10 protein-coding genes are annotated in these 19,145 nt (G+C 63.1%); 5 read left to right on the top strand and 5 right to left on the bottom strand.

Annotation, left to right across the window (positions count from 1 at the left end):
• Position 1 precedes the first annotated feature (1 nt).
• A complete protein-coding gene (locus tag L867_RS0112505; RefSeq protein ID WP_028737210.1) occupies positions 2–7,558 on the bottom strand; it encodes a type I polyketide synthase in 7,557 nt (2,518 codons plus the stop codon).
• Between the two features lie 349 nt (positions 7,559–7,907).
• Here L867_RS0112505 and L867_RS0112500 point away from each other — a divergent pair, with 349 nt between their 5' ends.
• The 3 genes from L867_RS0112500 to L867_RS0112490 are packed head-to-tail and all read left to right on the top strand — an operon-like array spanning position 7,908 to position 10,637.
• Entirely contained in the window at positions 7,908–8,675 is a 768-nt protein-coding gene (locus L867_RS0112500; RefSeq protein ID WP_037173270.1) for an ABC transporter permease, read from the top strand.
• Positions 8,672–9,331, top strand: a complete 660-nt coding sequence (locus L867_RS0112495; protein ID WP_028737208.1) for an ABC transporter ATP-binding protein — start codon at positions 8,672–8,674, stop codon at positions 9,329–9,331. The genes L867_RS0112500 and L867_RS0112495 overlap by 4 nt, the downstream gene beginning before the upstream one ends.
• Positions 9,332–9,335: 4 nt before the next feature.
• Positions 9,336–10,637 carry an RkpR, polysaccharide export protein gene (locus tag L867_RS0112490; protein WP_028737207.1) on the top strand — a complete coding sequence of 434 codons (1,302 nt, stop codon included), beginning with the start codon at positions 9,336–9,338 and terminating at the stop codon, positions 10,635–10,637.
• Positions 10,638–10,728: 91 nt separating this feature from the next.
• On the opposite strand, the gene L867_RS0112485 is transcribed toward L867_RS0112490, so the two are convergent.
• From L867_RS0112485 to L867_RS0112470, 4 genes are all read right to left on the bottom strand, one after another.
• Positions 10,729–13,929 (bottom strand): efflux RND transporter permease subunit, encoded by a 3,201-nt coding sequence (locus L867_RS0112485; protein WP_028737206.1) that lies wholly within the window; start codon positions 13,927–13,929, stop codon positions 10,729–10,731.
• Complete coding sequence (locus L867_RS0112480) at positions 13,926–14,915, bottom strand: efflux RND transporter periplasmic adaptor subunit (protein WP_028737205.1); 990 nt, start codon at positions 14,913–14,915, stop codon at positions 13,926–13,928. The genes L867_RS0112485 and L867_RS0112480 overlap by 4 nt, the downstream gene beginning before the upstream one ends.
• 25 nt (positions 14,916–14,940) lie before the next feature.
• A complete protein-coding gene (locus L867_RS0112475) occupies positions 14,941–15,141 on the bottom strand; it encodes a YgaP family membrane protein (protein ID WP_028737204.1) in 201 nt (66 codons plus the stop codon).
• Between the two features lie 126 nt (positions 15,142–15,267).
• Complete coding sequence (locus L867_RS0112470; protein WP_028737203.1) at positions 15,268–16,131, bottom strand: DMT family transporter; 864 nt, start codon at positions 16,129–16,131, stop codon at positions 15,268–15,270.
• Positions 16,132–16,373: 242 nt separating this feature from the next.
• Here L867_RS0112470 and L867_RS0112465 point away from each other — a divergent pair, with 242 nt between their 5' ends.
• Positions 16,374–17,570 (top strand): MFS transporter, encoded by a 1,197-nt coding sequence (locus L867_RS0112465; protein ID WP_051438951.1) that lies wholly within the window; start codon positions 16,374–16,376, stop codon positions 17,568–17,570.
• 250 nt (positions 17,571–17,820) lie between these two features.
• Positions 17,821–19,071: a flavodoxin-dependent (E)-4-hydroxy-3-methylbut-2-enyl-diphosphate synthase gene (gene ispG, locus L867_RS0112460; RefSeq protein WP_028737201.1), complete on the top strand. Its 1,251-nt coding sequence runs from the start codon at positions 17,821–17,823 to the stop codon at positions 19,069–19,071.
• The last annotated feature ends 74 nt before the right edge of the window (positions 19,072–19,145 follow it).

Raw genomic sequence — 19,145 nt, 5'->3', positions numbered from 1 at the left:
CTCACTCCGGCTGATCGGAGTTACCTTCCTGATCGGCTCCACCGTGGCGCCGGCTCAACTCGTCGAGGATCCGCAGATCGTCCGACCCTTCGGCCGCCGCTTCGTCCGTATCGCTCCGCGATCTCACCTTCTCGTAGAGACGCCGCGTGATGTCCCCAACCGTGGCATTGTCTGCCAGGCTGCTAAGCGGCATGTCGAAGCCGGTATTCTGTTCGAAATTCAAACCGAGTTCAACGGCCATGAGGCTGTCGAGCCCGATTTCCTTCAGAACGCTATCCTTGGAGATGCTTTCGCGTGACACTCTGAGGATATTGGCGATCTCCTGCGCGACCACGTCGAACAGGATGTCCTGCGCCTCGACCTGCGCCTTGCCCTCGATCATCGCGGCAAGGTCGATGTCCCCGCCCTCGGATCCGGCGGCATTGTGCGCAGCCCGGCGCATGACGACCTGGAACAGGTCCTCGCCGACCACCCGCAGGTGATGGGCTGCACCCCAGTCGAATTCGGAAACCATCACCACTGCGGCCTCTACGCTGTCGGGCGCGGACGCAATGTAGTCTTCGACGCATTGCAGCGCTTCGCGTGAGCCGATCGCCGTCTTGCCGAGCCGGCGGTCAAGCCTCTGGCCGACCTCGGTGTTGCGGGCGAGATAGCCGGCATCGGCGATGGCGCCGAAACCGACGGCGAGACCCGGCAGCCCGGCACTGCGCCGTGCCCGCGCCAGTCCTTCGAGGAAGCCGTTCGCCGCCACGTAATTGGCCTGGCCGGGATTGCCGACGAGCGTCGTCACCGACGAGAACAGGATGAAGTTGTCCAGCTTGTCGGCGCGCGTCAGGCGATCGAGGATCGCCGCGCCCTTGGCCTTGACGTCAATGACCGGCTGATTGCGCTCGCGGTTGAGATTGCCGATCAGCGCATCATCCAGCACCATGGCAGCATGGACGACGCTCTTCAGCGGACCGACCTTGCGGATCGCCGCAAGCATCTTCTTGACGTCGGCTTCTTTCGTCACGTCGCAGGCAAACAGATGCGCCTCGACGCCGGCCGCACGCCAGCGTTCGATTGCCGTAGCGGTTTCCGTATCGGCGACGCCGCGACGCGAGCAGAGCGCCACATGGCGCGCGCCCTTCTCGACCAGCCAGCCGGCCGCCACGAGACCGAAGCCGCCGATACCGCCGACCACGAGATGAACGCCCTGCGGGTCGACCACCATCTTGCGCTGTGCCCGCGACGCGACCCGATCCACGCCGGCCTTGGGCGGCAGGACGACGATCTTGCCGATATGGCCGGCATTCTGCATGAGCCGGAAGGCATCGCCGATCTCGTCGTGATCGAAGGCGCGATACGGAAGCGGCGAGAACACGCCCTCCTCGAACAGCGCCCCGATCTCGCTCAGCATCCGTCGCGAAAGCTCTGGATGGAGTACCAGCAACTGGTCGGCGTCGATGCCGAAATAGCTGACATTGCGGCGGAACGGACGAAGGCCGATCTTGCTGTCGGCGTAGTAGTCGCGCTTGCCGAGTTCAAGGAAACGGCCGAACGGCTTCACGAGCGACAGGCTCTGTTCCATCGCCTCGCCGAACAGCGAGTTGAGCACGAGGTCGACACCCTCGCCGCCGGTCACCGACAGCACGTCGTTGACGAAACTCAGCGAACGGGAATCGAAGATATGGTCGGCGCCGAGCATTTCGACGAAGCGACGCTTTTCCTGCGTGCCGGCGGTGGCGATGACTTTCAGACCGGCATGCTTGGCGACCTGCAGCGCGGCAAGGCCGACACCGCCGGCCGCGCCATGGATCAGGATGGTTTCGCCCGGGCGTGCACGGGCAAGCTCGATGATCGCATAATAGGCGGTCAGGAAGACGACCGGGATCGAGGCGGCAGCGACCGGATCGACGCCGGCCGGCAGCTTGGCCACGCCGGCACGATCCACCGCCACGTGGGTGGCGAAGGCAGCGGCAGCGATCGCCATTACGGGATCGCCGACGGCGAGGTCGTCGACATTCTTGCCGAGAGCGACGACGCGGCCGGAGAACTCCATGCCGATCGAGGCGCCCGCGAAGCCATCCTCTAGCGCTTCTTCCGGCAGGAGGCCCATGGCCCACATGACGTCGCGGAAGTTGAGGCCCGTGGCCGCGACCTGCACGAGAACCTCGTCCGGGCCGATGGCCGGCACATCGCAGCTTTCCCAGCGGATGCTCGACACCTGCGACGGCGTCTGCTGGCGGATGACGGCGGCATCGAAATTGGCCGTGAAAGCGTTCGTTTCCGGCATGGCGCCCGGAACGGCGCGCATCTCGAGCACGCTCCTGCCATCGAGGTCGACGCACCATTCGCGGTTGACGACGCCCGGCACGCAGATGGTTGCCATGTCGGCGAGCAGGTGGGCGAGATCACGACGTGCCGCGCCGCTATCGATGCTCTGCACGTCGAGGAAGTCGAACTCGTTGCGCAGGACGCGCAGGAAGGTCCACAGACCGGAATTGACCGGGTCGGCGGCCGGTCGATCGGCCACCGGCGCGCCGCCGGGTGCTGACACCAGAAGCCGGATGGGCGCCGGTTCCTTTGCGAGCGATCCACGATAGTCGGCCAGTGCCAGGGCAAAGGCGCTGAGGATCAGCACATTGTCCTGCAGCACGGCGGATCCGTCCGCCGCCGGGTCGACGGCGGGGGAGAGATGAACCACGTCCAGCGGGCCTTCGGCATGGCCTTCGAAGCGTTCGAGGAAGGCCTTCTTGTCGGCGGCAAGATCGCCGCTTGCGGCAAAGATCTCGAAGGACGGGAAGCCCTGACCTTCGGCTGCGGCAGACAGGGCATGCGTGGCAATGCGTCCGTCGTGGACGAGCAGAACCGGGTTCTGGGTCGCGGCGGTCGCATCCGAGATTTCGGAAGCAGCGGAGGTTGCGGCCTTCGTTTCGATGGTGATGACCGGCCCGCCGGTCATCTCGCGCAGGACCACATCTGCCTCGGCAAAGCCGATGTTCGACAGGATCGCGCGCCAATCGCTGACGGTCGCCAGCGCACCGATCGGGAATTCCGCGGTCTGGCTGCGGGCAAACCAGCCTTCGGAGAGACCCGAGACGAAGTCGTGGAACAGTGCCGGAGCCTCGACGGCGGCCAGCAGCGCCTGAGCCCCGGCGAGGACGCCAGCGGTCTTTTCCGAGGCGAAGTCCGTTTCGATCAGGCTACGGAACTGGCTGCTGGCACTGAGCACGACATCAGCCGATGCGATGGCCGACAGTTCCTCGCGCGAAAAGATGCTGACGTGAGGCTGATCTTCGAAGGCGAGTTCCAGGCGATGGCGAAGGGCGCCATCCGGTTCGTAGATCACCAGCCGCGCGCCATGGTCGGCGGCAATTTCCGCGAGCCCGCGGCTCAGGCCCACCGAGGTGCTGCCAAGCTCGAGGATCCGCAGGCTTGCCTTGGATGGCCGCTTGCCAAGCCAGGCGCGCAGGCCGTCAAGCAGGATCGTTATTCGCGACCGGGCTGCAACGGAGTGGATTTCCTGATGCTCGAGCGTTGCCTCGCTGAGGAAATGGTCGCGCTTCGGGGAGACATCATCATTGGTGTCCGCCCCGATCCTGTGCTCGGCCAGACGATCGAGAACTTCGCGATAGACGTCGTTGATCAGCACCGCTTCGACGGCACGATCCGAGCATTCCTTGTAGAGTTCGCCGAGGATCTCGGCGACCGGCGGCAGGGGACATTCCGGATCGATGATCCACTGTCCGTCCTGCTGGTCGATGAACCCTGCATCAGCCAGCAAGTGCAGGCCATTGAACAGGAACGGCCGCAGGGCCGGGTCGTCGGGAAGATCGGCGGAGGTGAGGCTCTCCTTGCCGCCCGCAAGCGAGCTCGCCATGTCGTGCAGGGCCCGCATGATCGCGGCATTGAACAGCAGCGTCTCGTTGTCGAGGCCGGTTTCCGGCAGATGCGCGAAGCAGGAATCCGCGGAGACAGCGGCCGCGGCCGCCGGCAAGGCACGTCCCGCCACCGACGACGACAGCGCCTCGTAGTGGAAGGAAAGCGCGCCCAGCGTCTTGCGCTGCTTCAGATAGGTGCGACGGAAGCGGCAGTCCTCGAAGGACGCGACCCGCTCACCATCGGCATCGAACAGATGGAACTTCGCCTTGATCGAAGTCGGGCTCAGCCGGTCGATCTCGATCACCGCCCGGCGGATCGTAGCACCGGTGCGGTCGATGCGGATCTGGCCGAAGCGCACGGGAATGTAGGGCGCTCCACGATGGTCGCCGCTGAACCGGTCGAACAGGGCAACCAGGCCATGGAAGACGGCGTCCACGGATACCGGGTTGAGATTGTAACGCAGCATCGGGTGCGCCGGCGTCGCGGGTTCGGCAAGCGACACCTCGATCAACCGATCGCCGCGACAGACGGTCTGCTGCATCAGCTGGAAGTGCGGTCCGTAGTCGAGGCCGAAATTGGCGGCGATGCCATAGGCCTTCTTCGCATCGATCTCGGCGGTCACGTCGATTTGCGGCAAGGCCGGGACGGGGCGCACCTCGGAAGCCGTCAGCTTGCGCACGCGGGCGACCGCATGGATCGTCCAGTCGTCTTCACTCAGCCGCTCGCGCGAACGGATCTCGAGATCGCCGGTCTCGGGCGAGATCAGGGTCGAAAGCTCGATCAGGCGGTTTTCGCTGAGTTCGAGCGGGCGAACAATTTCGAGATTGGTGATCTCGACGCGCGACTGGCCGTACAACTGGCTGGCGGCCGAGACGGCGATCTCGATGAAGCCGCTGCCCGGCAGGATCGAGCGTCCGTCGACGACGTGCTCGGCCAAGTCCGGGAAGAGATGGGCGTCGATATGGTTCTTCCAGGTGGCGCCGTTGGGGTCGATGCGCCAGCCGACGAGCGTGTAGCCGATCTCGCTGTCACGGCCGTAGATGTCGGCGCGGTCGCTGGTGCGATCCGGCTGCAGGTCGATCTTCTCGAAGGGCAGTTCCGGCAGGGAAACGAAGGCATTGCGCTTGCCGAACACCTTGGCCCGGTCGACGGCCGCGCCACAGGCGATGGCGCGTGCCATGGCCTGCAGGATCGGGTCGCTGTCCAGATGGCCATCGTCGCGCGACAGCGTGCCGACAAAATTGATCGAAGCCGAACGCTGCTTGGCAATATCGGAAAGGTAGCCGCCGAGGATGGCGCGCGGCGTGACCTCGATGAAGACGTTGCAGCCGAGCGCCATCGCCTCTTCGGCGGCCTGCTGGAATTTCACCGGCTGGCGGACATTGCGCCACCAGTATTCCGGCGTCAGGGCCTCGCCGGTGATCGCGGTGCCGGTGACGGTCGAGATGAACACTGTGTCGCCGCGACGCGGTGCGATCGGCGGCATGTCAGCCAGGAAGGCATCCCGCGACCGGTCGATCAACGGGTGATGGAAGGGATAGTTGATGTCGAGCGGCTGGACCGCGACCTTGCGCTTGCGGGCGCGCTCGCGCAGCAGCTTGATATTGTCGTAGGAGCCGGAGATCGTCACCGAATTCGGCGCGTTGATCGCCGCGACTTCGAGGTCTTCCAGGTCGAGCGAACGGATCAGCTCCACGGCGGCCTGCTCGCCGAGCTTGACGGCGGCCATGGTTCCCTCGCCGGCCAGCACGTCCTGATGCAGCGAACGCTTGGCGATGACGGTTACCGCATCCTCGAGCGACAGCGCACCGGCCGCATAGGCGGCGGCCACTTCGCCGACCGAATGGCCGAAGCTCGCGGTCGGGCGAAGGCCCATCTCCACCATGGCGTCCGTCAAGGCTGCCTGGATGGCGAACAGAAGCGGCTGTGCAAGCTTCGTGTCGCTGAGCTTGCTCTCCAGTTCGGGATCGCTCAGCGATGCCTTGAGATCGATGGGAGACTGACGCGAGAAGAGTTCGGAAATCCGCTCGAAGGCGTGGCGGAACGAGGCATTGTGTCTGAGCGCTTCGAGGCCCATGCCGGCCCATTGTGCGCCGTTGCCGGAAAACACCAGTGCGACCTTCGGGTCGCGCGACAGTGCTTCGCCGGTCTCGGCGAGAGATTCGGTGCCAGCCAGATGCGCGTCGATCGCTTCGATGGCCTGGGCGCGTTCCGCCGTGACGACGAAACGATGGCGCAGCGCCGAACGGTTGGCGCTTGCAGCGGTGACGACGGCGGCGGCCTCCTCTTCGCTTCCGGCCGAAGCGAGGCGATCGCGATAGGCGACGAGAAGACCCTTGAGGCTGTCGGCGGTGTGCGCGCTGACCATCAGAAGTCGCGGCGAACCATCCGCAGCCGGCGTCGGCACGTCGGTCGTGACGGCAACCTGCGGATCGGCGATCACGACGTGCGCATTGGCGCCGCCGAAACCGAAGGAATTGATGCCGGCAAGCCGCGGCCGGTCGCTCTTCTCAAGCACTACGGGCTTGTCGGCGACGCGAACGTTGAGGCCCTGGAAATCGATGTCCTCGTTCGGCGTGTCGAAATGCAGCGACGCCGGCAGATAGTCGTGTTCCAATGCGAGCATCGCCTTGATCACGCCGAGCAAGCCGGAGGCCGGTTCGGTGTGGCCGATATTGGTCTTGATCGAGCCGATCCATACCGGCTCTTCCCGGCGCATGCCGATCACCTGGCCAAGCGACCAGACCTCGGCCGGGTCGCCCACCTTGGTGCCTGTGCCATGCCCTTCGACGAAGGCGACATCGCGGGGATCGATGCCGTCGGAATAGATCGACATCAGCAGTTCCGCCTGCGCCTCGCGCGACGGCAGGGAAATGCCGTTGGTTCGGCCGGCGGCGTTGATGCCCGATGCGACGATCGTCGCGCGACTGCGGTCACCTTCGCGGGCGACGCGTTCGGAGGAGCGGAGAACGAGCACGGCGCCGCCTTCGGCGCGCACATAGCCGATGCCGTCATTGTCGTAGGCCTTGCAGAGCCCGTCGGGCGACAGCATGCGGGCCTGGGCGAAGCCGACGAAGGGCAGAGGATGGACGAGCATGTTGACGCCGCCGACGATCGCGGTATCGACCAGTCCGGAATTGATGGCGCGCACGGCATGGTCGAGGGCGACCAGCGAGGACGAACAGGCGGTATCGACCGTCAGGCTCGGCCCCTTGAGACCGAAGACGTGGGAAATGCGGTTGGAGACGATCGAAAGCGTATTGCCGGTCATGAAGTAAGGACCGGGCGCGGCGGGATCCTCGACCGAGAGATTGGCGTGATCGAGACTCGACGCGCCGACATAGACGGCGACCCGCTCGTCCTGCAGGCTGGCGATCGGAAGATTGGCGTCTTCGAGAGCCCGCCAGGTCAGTTCCAGGAGAAGGCGCTGCTGTGGATCCATGAAGGTCGCTTCGCGCCGGGAAATGCCGAACAGCGCTGGGTCAAACGCATGGATGTCCTCGAGCACGCCTGCGGCATCGGTATAGTATTTGCCCGGCACGCCCATTTCCGGATGCCAGAACCGCGCACGATCCCAGCGCTCGCTCGGAATGTTGGTGACGGCGCAGATTCCCGCACGCATCATCTCGAACAGCGCTTCAGGCGATTTAGCCCCAGGTGCGGCGCATGCACGCCCGATTACTTCTACTGTCATATACTTCTATCGCAGAGTTTCATTGGTTTGCGGCACGACAACCTCGGCACTTCTCCACGGGGATCCGCACCTAGGATAGGCATTAGACAAGCGATTGTGCACCGTCAATTCCCATCCTGACTGGGAAATGCCATTGCGTTGCCTTCGTGGGCAGTTCGGTAGTTGATGCGCACAAATACCAGAAATGTGGCCTTGGCAGGATTTCGATCTGCTCCACATAGGGGAACAACGGGCATTTGGACAACCGTCAACCTCTTTTTGCCATAAAAATATAATTCATGCTAACAACGCGCGACGCAGACATGCTGCTACAAGGACATAAGGCGTTGGCGAGGGCAGACTGAGAGATATGTATTTTCTGACGCACACGCGCATTGTCTCGGCACTCCTGATCCGTGAAATGTCGACCCGCTTCGGCAACAAGCCGGGTGGCTACATCTGGGCTTTGCTCGATCCGGCCGCCCACGTCCTATTGCTGACGGTCATCTTCCAGGCCATCGCGCACGTGCCGCCGCTGGGAGACAATTTCTCGCTCTTCTTTGCCACTGGCTATCTCGGATTTCAGTTTTATCACGCGACTGCCGGCTACCTGAACGACGCGCTGAAGGCCAACAGGGCGCTTCTCGGATACCCCAATGTCGCGCCGATCGACACGCTGGTCGCGCGCTTCTTTCTGCAAATCGCCACGAACATATTCGTCGCGGCGTTGGTTCTCGCCGCGATCACCCTTGAACTTCGCTCGCCGCTCATCCTGAACTGGGGACCCATTCTCGAGGCCGTGATGCTCGCAAGTCTTCTCGCTTTTGGCGTAAGCCTTTCCAACACGGTTTTGTTTCTGCGCTACCCGCTCTATGAGAAGATATTCCATATCGTCAATAAGCCGCTCTTCCTGCTGTCTGGCGTCGTCTTCCTGCCAGATGCGCTTCCTCATCCGTTCAGGGAATTCATCCTGTACAATCCGATCGTCCATATCATTATGCTGTTCCGAGAGGGGTTCTATCCTCAATATCGGGCCACGGTTTTGAATATGGACTACCTGTATGGCTTCGCTTTGACCGCCCTGATGTGCGGCATGCTGCTGTTCACCTTCTCCACCAGAACGTTGCGCAACGAATGATCCGGCTAGAGCAAGCTTCCAAATTTGTGTATGCCCGCGGCACGAAGAAGCCGATCCTCGACAGCGTATCGCTCGTCCTGAAGCGTGGTCGCAGCATCGGCCTGCTTGGCCGCAACGGCGCGGGCAAGTCCACCCTGCTGCGTCTCTTTGCCGGGACCATCAAACTGGACAGCGGCCGCATCGTACGAGAGGGTCATATCTCCTGGCCGCTGGGATTCCAGGGGAGTTTCCAGCCGAATCTCACCGGAGAGCAGAATGTGCGTTTCGTGGCGCGCATTTATGGTGTCGATTCCGAAGAACTGATCGATTACGTCGCCGGTTTTGCCGAACTCGGCGCATTCTTTCGATCGCCGGTCTCGACCTACTCCTCCGGCATGAAGGCGCGCCTGGCATTCGGCTTGAGCATGGGCGTCAACTTCGACTACTATCTGGTCGATGAAATCACTGCGGTTGGCGACGCCAACTTCAAGAAAAAGTGCCACGAGGTATTCCAGACCCGCCTGTCGGATTCCGATGTGATCATGGTATCCCACAGCACTGCCACGATTCGAGAGTATTGCGACTGCGGCATCGTGCTGGAAAAAGGCAAACTGACCTATTTTGATGATGTCGAGGCTGCGATCAGCAGCCACGACAAGAACATGAAGGATAGCTGACGATATGGCAAATCCCGACAACGCGGCGGGTTCGAAGGCTACGCCGCCCAGGCTGGATGACGCACCCGCCAAAGTGAAGCAGCATCCGAACGTTCGGATTCTGGAAGGCTTGCTCGATGAGAGCAAGAAAACGGCGAGGGAAATCCGGAAGAAGAAGAAGCTCTCGCCTCTCCTGAAGATCCGGCATCTGATCATGATTGCCGGGTTCATCGCACTGGTGGCTATTCCCAGCACGCTGGCTTCGCTTTATCTCGCTTTCGTGGCGCAGGATCAGTACCACAGTTCTGCGTCGTTTGCCGTCAGAAGCATCAGTTCGTCCGTCGGCGCTTCCGACATTCTCGGCGTCTTCACTCAGACGACGGCGACCAGCACCGTCGCCGATTCCTACATCCTGATCGACTACCTGCTGAGCGAGCGGATGCTGGAGGATGTCAACGCCAAGTTCGATCTCGACAGCGTGTATGCGCCGCGCGGCGGTGACTACTACTTCGCTCTTGCGGCCGGGGAGCCGATTGAGGACAAGGTGAATTACTGGAGACAGATGGTCACGATCAATTTCGACCATACCTCCGGGATTCTTCAACTCCAGGTCAAGGCATTCGATCCGAAGCAGGCCCAGGAGATCGCGAATTTCATTCTGGCGAAATCGGAACAGCTGATCAACGAGCTGTCGGACACGGCGCATGACGAAACCCTTCGGCTCGCGCGCGAGGAAATCGTCATCGCCGAAAAACGCCTGACGGATGCCCGCATGGCGCTGCGCGAGTTCCGCGATATCTCCCAGGACGTCGACCCTGTCGAAGGCGCCAAGCTGGCGGTCCAACTGGTTGCTGGCATGGAGCAGGAACTGGCCAAGCTGAATGCCGATCTCGAGGTCGCGCGCTCCCAGATGGCGGAAGACACGCCCCGGATCCGCGTCATCAAGACACAGATCTCGGCATTGGAATCGCGTATCGAGGCCGAGAAGCAGCGGCTGGGCAGCGGCACGGCCGGAACCAAGACCGCGCGGACGACCCAGGACCTCAGCGGTTCCGATGTGTCCGGCCGATTGCAGCTTTATGAAAAGCTGGAGCTGGAGCGCGAGTTCGGCGAACGCGCCTATGCGGCGGCGCTCGCCTCGCTGGAAAAGGCTCGCATGGATGCGACCGGCAAGCAGCGTTACCTGGCGGTCTTCATCCAGCCCACGCTTTCGCAGATGGCCCAGTATCCAAACCGCCTTCTCAATGCGCTTCTGGTCTTCCTCGGCGGCCTGTTCGCCTGGGGCATGGCAACTCTGGTCTACTACAACATCCGCGACCGGGCTTAAATCGAGCCGCTTGCAGTAAGAGCTTGAACGAGAAAGGCCCGGGAAACGATCTGTTTCCCGGGCCTTTGCTGTTTTTGACGTGTCCGCCGGTTCAGGTTCTGAGCACCCGGTAGATCGCCGGGATAACGAGGACTGTCAGGAGCGTCGATGAGGCAAGCCCGAACAGCAGCGAGATCGCCAGACCCTGGAAGATCGGGTCGGTGAGGATCACCGCCGCGCCGATCATCGCTGCAACGGCGGTGAGCAGGATCGGCTTGAAGCGGATCGAGCCAGCCTCGATCAGCACGTCGGTCAGATCGCGATCCGGCGTCTTCGCGTGGCGGATGAAGTCCACCAGCAGGATCGAATTGCGCACGATGATGCCGGCCAGCGCGATGAAGCCGATCATCGAGGTCGCGGTGAACGGAGCATCGAACAGCCAGTGACCACCGAGAATGCCGATGAAGGTCAGCGGGATCGGCGTCAGGATGACGAGCGGCACCTTGAACGAGCCGAACTGGGCAACGACCAGGATATAGATGCCGAGCAGGGCGACCATGAAGGCGGCGCCCATGTCGCGGAAGGTGACCCAGGTCACTTCCCATTCGCCATCCCACAGAAGCACGGACTTGCTCTGATCCATCGGCTGGCCATGAAGGGCGATTTCCGGTTTCGTCAGGCCGGTCCAGTCCTGGTCGTCCAGGGCGTCCTGCACGGCGAGCATGCCGTAGAGGGGAGCTTCATAGTCGCCGGCAAGCTCGGCCGTCACCATTTCGGCATAGCGGCCGTTGTGGCGGAAGATCGGGAACGAGGCCTGTTCCTCATTGACGCGGATGACGTCGCCGAGTTCAACCACCGAGCGTGAGCCCGGCAGAAGGTTGGCGGGGATCGGCGTCGACAGGAACGTCTCGTCGAAGACCTTGGCGCCCTTGGGCCGGCTGATGACGATCGGGATCGGCGCGCGGCCATCGCCACGATGGGAGTAACCAAGCGTGGTCGAGCCGTTGAGGATCGACAAGGTGTCGAACACATCGCTCTCGGAGACGCCGAAGAAGTCTAGGTCGTCGCCCGAGATCGTGGCGCGAAGACGGCTGGCCGGCTGGCCGTAGCTATCGTCGACATCGACGATGAAGGGGACCGACTTGAAGGCGGCCTTGACCTTTTCCGCGGTGGCGCGACGGGTGTCGGCGTCCGGGCCGTAGATTTCGGCGAGCAGCGTCGCCATGACCGGCGGACCCGGCGGGGGTTCGACGACCTTCAGCGACGTGCCTTCCGGAACCTTTACCTCGGAGAGCAGTCTTTGGCGCAGATCAAGCGCGATCTCGTGGCTCGAGCGGTCACGCTCGGACTTCGGCGTCAGGTTGATCTGCACGTCGCCCATGTCGGGTTTCGAGCGCATGTAGGCGTGCCGAACCAGGCCGTTGAAGTTGAAGGGGGCCGCGGTTGCCGCATGGGTCTGGACGCTTAAGACTTCCGGCGTGTCGAGCGTCACCTTGGCAACCGCCTGTGCAACCGCATCGGTGGCCTCGACGGACGAACCTTCGGGCAGGTCGATCGTCACCTGCAGCTCCGACTTGTTGTCGAACGGCAGCAGCTTGACGGTGACGTCCTTGGTGTAGAACAGCGCCAGCGAGCCAAGCGTGGCGACGCCGACCAGCAGCAGGAAGATCCAGCTGTTCTTCTTGGTGGCCAGGATGGGGCCGGCGACGCGCGCGTAACCTGCGCCAAGAATGCCACCAGTCGCATGAGCGTCGTCATGATGAAGCGTGGCCTTGCCGGCGATCTTCAGCATCAGCCAGGGCGTGACGACCACGGCGACGAAGAAGGAGAAGATCATCGCGGCCGAGGCATTGGCCGGGATCGGGCTCATATAGGGGCCCATCATGCCAGAGACGAACATCATCGGCAGCAGGGCTGCGACGACGGTCAGTGTCGCGACGATGGTTGGGTTGCCGACTTCGGCAACCGCGTCGATCGCCGCTTCGCGGCGGTCCTTGCCGTCGTTGAAGCCCCAGTGGCGGGCGATGTTCTCAATGACGACGATTGCGTCGTCGACGAGAATGCCGATGGAGAAGATCAGCGCGAACAGCGAGACGCGGTTCAGCGTGTAGCCCATGAGGTTGGCGGCAAACAGCGTCAGCAGGATCGTCATCGGTATGACGATGGCGACGACCATGGCCTCGCGGCGGCCGATGGCCACCCAAACCAGGGCGATGATCGACAGCGTTGCCAGGCCGAGGTGGAAGAGCAGCTCGTTCGCCTTCTCGTTGGCGGTTTCGCCGTAGTTGCGCGTCACCTCGACGTCCATGCTGTCGGGGATCAGGTTGCCCTTCAATTCCTCGACGCGGGTCAGGATCTCTTCGGAGACGAGTACGGCATTGGCGCCGGCGCGCTTGGCAAGCGCCAGGGTGACGGCGGGCACGCGGGTGAGCTCACCGGTTTCGCCGCGAGTGACCGTCGAGGCGCGGGCTTCCACCGTGTCGGTAACGAAGGAGACATCGGCGACGTCGCGGACATAGACCGGGCGATTGTCGCGGGTGGTCAGCAGCAGGTTGCCGATTTCGGTCGGGGTCGACAGCGTTTCACCGGCGACGAGCTCTATCTGCTTGCCGTCGTTGCGCACCAGGCCCGTCGAGAAGGAGCGATTGGCAGCCGTGACCTTGGCAGAGAGCTGCTGCAGCGTCATGCCGTAGAGCGCGAGCTTCTCCGACTGGGGGGCGATACGGATCGCGTCGCCGGTCTCGCCGACGAGATAGCTCAGGCCCACGTCGTCGATCTTCGCCATCTCGACCCGCAATTCGCGGGCGATGCGGGTGAGCGCGGTGGCATCGACGCCTGCGCCCTTCTCGGCGGACGGGGTGAGTGTCAGGGACACGATTGCCACGTCATCGATCGTGCGACCGACCACAAGCGGTTCGGGAATGCCGACCGGGATCGAACTCAAGTTGGCGCGGATCTTGTCGTGGACGCGCAGAACCGCGGAATCGCCGGAGGTGCCGACGATGAAGCGGGCCGTGACGACGACCTGGTCGTCATAGCTCGTGCTATAGACGTGCTCGACGTCGTTGATGCCCTTGACGATGGTTTCCAGCGGTTCGGTGACGAGCTTGACCGCATCCTCGGCCTTCAGGCCGTCGGCACGCACGATGATGTCGACCATCGGCACGGAAATCTGCGGCTCTTCTTCGCGCGGCAGGGTCAAGAGCGCGAGGAGGCCGAGCGCGAAGGCGGTAATGAGGAAGAGCGGCGTGAGCGGCGAGGTGATGAAACCCTTGGTCAGACCACCTGCAATTCCGAGACTGGGAAGCTTCATGGCAGCAGGACCTCTTCGCCGGCGGCAAGGCCGGTCAGGATTTCGGTCATCTCCTTGCCGTCGTGCAGGATCGGCTTGGCGGTGACGACGGCCCGTTCCGCCGTGCCGTCGCCTGATTTGACCGTGACATAATCGACGCCGAAGCGGTTGGTGAGGGCGTTGACGGGCAGCAGCAGCGCATCGCGCTCGCCGACGGGCACGCGCACCAGCAGGCGCTTGTTGACGAAGGCGGTCGGCAGGTCTTCGACCTCGACATCGGCGATCACGCGGCCATTGTCGATTTCCGGATAGATCTTGGCGAGACGCCCGGTGCTCTGGTGACCTGCGCCGTTGCCACCGTCGATCTCGATCGATGCACCCTGCTGCAACAGGTCTGCGTGGCGCTCCGGGATCGCCAGGCGAAGGAAGAAGCCGCCGCCACCGATCGTTGCGACAGGCTCACCGGCCATGATGACCGCGTCCTTGGTGACCGGGACGGTCAGAACCCTGCCGTTCGCCGGCGCCAGAACCGCGCCTTCCTTGCCCTGTTCGACGACGACCGAGCGCTGGGCTTCGGCGGCGGCGATCTGGTTGCGGACCACATCGACCTGGGTACGGAGTGCATCCAGCCGCTGGGCTGTGGTTACGCCGCGCTTGATCAGCTCCTCGCCGCGCGTCAGTTCCGACTGGGCGTTTTCCATCGACGCCCGCAGGCCGAGCAACTGGGCCTCGATCGCGGCGATCTGGAAGTCGATCTTGTCATCCTTGACCACGGCGATGACGTCGCCGGCCTTGACGTCGTCGCCTTCCGTCACCTTGAGTTCGACGACCGTGCCGCCGATGCGCGCGCGCGCTGCAACGCTGTCGCGCGCCTCGACGCGGCCATAGACCGCCTTCCACTCGGGAATCTTCACCGGATCGAGACGGAGCGTCTCGGCAGCAAGCGAGCCCGTCGACAGGAGCGACAGGCCGAGAATGGCGGAACGCACGAGCGCCTTGGCTTTCATGGGGATTTCCTTCGAACAGGGGTGCTCAGAACGCGCAGCCGGGACGCAAGCCAAGCTTCTTGAAGATCATCGCGGCGGGGCAGAAGCCGGTAAAGGCTGACTGTAGCATGTTAGCGCCGATGAAGACGGTGAACCAGACGAAATAGGGATGGACGAAAGCCGTCAGGAGGACGGAAAGCAGAACCATTACGCCGGCAAAGGCCAGCACGGCACGATCGAGAGACATAGGAACCTCCATGGATATATATCTACATATATTCGTATATACGATGGTTGACGCGGTCGCAAGGATTATTTGCGCCGGCCTGGAGGGGGTCGGTCGTGGCAGATCAAGCGTTGCGTCAGGGCTGGGCTAGCGGCGTGACAGCATTCGCTCGCTGAAGATGATGATCAAGCCTGCGCTGCAGATCAGCGCCGCGCCGAAAAACACATTGAGTGTGGGGATATCGCGCCAGATCGCATAGCCGAGCGCAAACGCCCAGACGAGGGAGGTGTATTCGAACGGCGCAAGCACCGAGATCGGCGCCCTGCGCATGCCTTCGAAGAAGGCGACCTGAGCCACGCCGCCGATAATGCCGGTCGCCAGCGACAGGCCGAGTTCCGTCATGCTCGGCGTATGCCAGACCTGGAACAGCATCGTACCCGTGAGAACGAGAAAGAACATGTTGGTCACGCTCATCTGTACCAGGGTGCGGGCGCCCATGGCGGTGCGGCGCAGGAGCACCGTCGAGAAGGCCCAGAGGAAGGCGGCGAGCAGGGCGAGAAAGACCGGGGGCCGCAAGGTCATGCCCATCGGATTGGTGGCGATCAGCACGCCGATGAAGCCGACGACGACCGCCGTCCAGCGCGGCAGGGTCACGCGCTCCTTGAGGATCGGCACGGCGAGCAGCGTCGCGACCACCGGCGCCGCATAATACAGGGTCGTCAGCTCGGCAAGCTGCATCTCGCGGGCCGCATTGTAGTAGCAAAGCCATGCGCCGAGCAGAAGCAGGCTGCGGATCATCATCGGCTTGACCACCGGCGACCTCACCGCTTCGTTGACCAGCGAGGGGCCGCCGAACATCAGGCATCCGGCCAGGATGACGACGCTGCGGAAAAAAAGAATCTGCCAGACGGCGGTCGTCTCGACCAGCAGCTTGATGATGCCGTCATGCAGCGTGAAGAGGAAATAGGACAAGCTGGTCAGCAGGATGCCTAAGCCGACGGTTGTTTTCACGCATGCACCATGGAGGCAGGATCATTGACGGGGGCCGGCATTGCGGATCGAAGCAGCCAGAGGAGAAGAACGGACGCCATGTTTCCCTTTCGCCACCTGCTGTCAATTGCATCCTTTTGCACTTTCGCCGGGCAGCGCCTGCCATTTCGGCGGGAAACAAAATGTGAAATTCCCGCGTCGCTTTTGCCGTTGCCGTTTCAATCGATTTAAATAGAGTGCCGCAAAATTCCGAGGAGAGGACGATGGCGGAGACGACCAATGATGCGGGCGCGCAAGTGCGCGGCGCCTATTTCACCCGGACGCGGGCAGCCGTGTCGATACTGTTCTTTATCAACGGCCTGATGATGGGAGCCTGGGCGCCGAAGATCCCGGTCTTTGCCAAGGCTCTGTCGCTCAGTGAAGCGCATCTGGGGATCATGCTGTTTGTCTTCGGCATTGGTTCCCTTCTGCTCATGCCGATTGCCGGCATGCAGATCGCCCGCTTCGGTTCGAGCCGCGTGGTTCAGGTCGCGGCGCTGCTGTTCATTCCGACCATCATTGGCATCACCCTGGTCGATTCCGTCTGGGCAGGGGCCGTGGCGATCTTCCTGTTTGGCGGCCTGGGCGGCGCCATGGACGTCGCGATGAATGCCAATGCGGTGGAGGTCGAGCGTTCGATGCGGCGCTCGATCATGTCGTCCTGCCATGCCTTCTGGAGCCTCGGCGGGCTCGTTGGGGCGGCAACCGGCGGCCTGCTGATTGCAGCGCTCGGTGCTCTTGGCCACGCCTTTCTGGTGGCCGGCGTCGCGCTGGCCCTACTTGCCATCGCCCGACCAATGGTCCTCGTCGACCGGCCGCATCCCTCCGAACGGCGTGAACGGGCAAAACTGCCGCTTTCGCCCTTGCCTTGGCTGATCGGTCTTGTCGCGCTGTTCTCCATGATCCCGGAAGGGGCGATCCTCGACTGGGGCGCTCTCTATCTCGGAAACGAATTGTCCGCCTCGACGGCCCTGTCGGGCTTTGCCTTCGCCGCGTTTTCGCTGGCCATGGCGGCGATGCGCTTTGCCGGCGATCTGGTGCGCGATCGGCTCGGCGCTGTGACGACGCTCCGGCTCTGCACGGTGGCGTCCTTCATCGGCTTGGTCATCGCCGGCCAGGCGCCGAACGTGACAATCGCGCTGATCGGCTTCGGCATCGCCGGCATCGGGATTTCCAACATGGTGCCGATCGCCTTTTCGGCGGGCGGCAACATACCCGGCCTTGCACCCGGGATCGGCCTTTCGGTCGTCACCACGCTTGGCTATTCGGGGATCCTGTTTGCCCCGTCGGTGATCGGTTTCATCGCCGAATACACCTCGCTCTCGGTCGTCTATACCGCGGTGTCGTTGCTCAACCTCGTCGTACTGGCGCTATCCGGCCTGGCGCGCCACGCCGACCGGGTCGGCGAGGCGCGGGACTAAACAACTAGGGCGTCGGGGGAGGTTCGCCTCCCGCTTGCCGGCGCGGGCAGGGACGGGGCTGCAGGAACGGCCGCGTTCCCCGATAATGCGAATGGCGGACATGGACCAAGTTTCGGCCAAGATCCTGGCTATAGGGTGCGGCTGCTGATCGGACCGTTCACGCGTTAGCCGTGCTTTAGCGCATGGTTGACAAGCGCGCATGTTTGATCCACCTGATTTTGATGTTTTTCGCGCCGTTCAAGGGCATCCCATGACATTCGCAGACGAATTCGATCCCAAGCCGCGCCGCAAGACGGTTGCCGTCGATGTCGGCGGCGTGATTGTCGGCGGCGGTGCTCCTGTCGTCGTGCAATCGATGACGAATACCGACACCGCCGATATCGACGCGACCGTCGCCCAGGTGGCGAGCCTGTTCAAGGCCGGTTCCGAGATCGTGCGCATCACCGTCGATCGCGACGAGAGCGCTGCCGCCGTGCCGAAGATCCGCGAGCGCCTGCTTCGCCTCGGGCTGGACGTGCCGCTGATCGGCGACTTCCACTATATCGGCCACAAGCTGCTGGCCGACCATCCGGCCTGCGCCGAGGCGCTCGCCAAGTATCGCATCAATCCGGGCAATGTCGGCTTCAAGGACAAGAAGGACAAGCAGTTTGCCGACATCGTCGAGATGGCGATCCGCTATGACAAGCCGGTGCGCATCGGCGTCAACTGGGGCTCGCTCGACCAGGAACTGCTGACCCGGCTGATGGACAAGAACCAGACGGAGGGCTTTCCGCTCACGGCGCGCCAGGTGACGCGCGAGGCGATCGTGCAGTCGGCCCTGCTCTCGGCCGAGATGGCCGAGGAGATCGGCCTGCCGCGATCGAAGATCATCCTGTCGGCCAAGGTTTCCCAGGTCCAGGACCTGATCGCCGTCTATTCCATGCTGGCGGAACGCTCCGACCACGCGCTGCATCTGGGGCTGACCGAGGCCGGCATGGGCTCCAAGGGTATCGTCGCCTCGTCGGCCGCCATGGGCTATGTCCTGCAGCACGGCATCGGCGACACGATCCGCGTCTCGCTGACGCCAGAGCCGAACGGCGACCGGACCCGCGAAGTGCAGGTGGCGCAGGAGATCCTGCAGGTCATGGGCTTCCGCCAGTTCGTGCCGGTGGTTGCGGCCTGCCCCGGCTGCGGCCGGACCACCTCGACCGTGTTCCAGGAGCTCGCCCAGAAGATCGAGCAGGACCTGCGCAAGAACATGCCGGTCTGGCGCGAGAAGTATCCGGGCGTCGAGGCGCTCAACGTCGCGGTCATGGGCTGCATCGTCAACGGTCCGGGTGAAAGCAAGCATGCCGATATCGGCATTTCGCTGCCGGGCACCGGCGAGACGCCGGCCGCCCCGGTCTTCATCGACGGCCAGAAGGCGATGACGCTGCGCGGTTCGAACATCGCCGCCGATTTCGAGGCGCTGGTGATCGACTATATCGACAAGCGTTATGGCCGGAAAAGCGCTGCCGAGTAGCCGGCGGCGGGTTGCAACTTCATATTGCCGCAATTGGCTTGTTGACGGAAACTAGAGTTTTTCCTGGAGTGATT

The organism is Paenirhizobium selenitireducens ATCC BAA-1503 (genome assembly GCF_000518785.1).
GTDB classification, from domain to species: domain Bacteria; phylum Pseudomonadota; class Alphaproteobacteria; order Rhizobiales; family Rhizobiaceae; genus Allorhizobium; species Allorhizobium selenitireducens.
The sequence above is the reverse complement of the archived record's forward strand: the minus strand, read 5'-3'. Positions and strand labels throughout refer to the sequence as shown.

Coding starts and splice junctions, on each gene's coding strand:
- ispG (WP_028737201.1), top strand. CDS start 17,821: ATGACATTCGCAGACGAATTCGATCCCAAGCCGCGCCGCAAGACGGTT.
- L867_RS0112480 (WP_028737205.1), bottom strand. CDS start 14,915: ATGAAAGCCAAGGCGCTCGTGCGTTCCGCCATTCTCGGCCTGTCGCTC.
- L867_RS0112485 (WP_028737206.1), bottom strand. CDS start 13,929: ATGAAGCTTCCCAGTCTCGGAATTGCAGGTGGTCTGACCAAGGGTTTC.
- L867_RS0112465 (WP_051438951.1), top strand. CDS start 16,374: ATGGCGGAGACGACCAATGATGCGGGCGCGCAAGTGCGCGGCGCCTAT.
- L867_RS0112505 (WP_028737210.1), bottom strand. CDS start 7,558: ATGACAGTAGAAGTAATCGGGCGTGCATGCGCCGCACCTGGGGCTAAA.
- L867_RS0112495 (WP_028737208.1), top strand. CDS start 8,672: ATGATCCGGCTAGAGCAAGCTTCCAAATTTGTGTATGCCCGCGGCACG.
- L867_RS0112490 (WP_028737207.1), top strand. CDS start 9,336: ATGGCAAATCCCGACAACGCGGCGGGTTCGAAGGCTACGCCGCCCAGG.
- L867_RS0112500 (WP_037173270.1), top strand. CDS start 7,908: ATGTATTTTCTGACGCACACGCGCATTGTCTCGGCACTCCTGATCCGT.
- L867_RS0112475 (WP_028737204.1), bottom strand. CDS start 15,141: ATGTCTCTCGATCGTGCCGTGCTGGCCTTTGCCGGCGTAATGGTTCTG.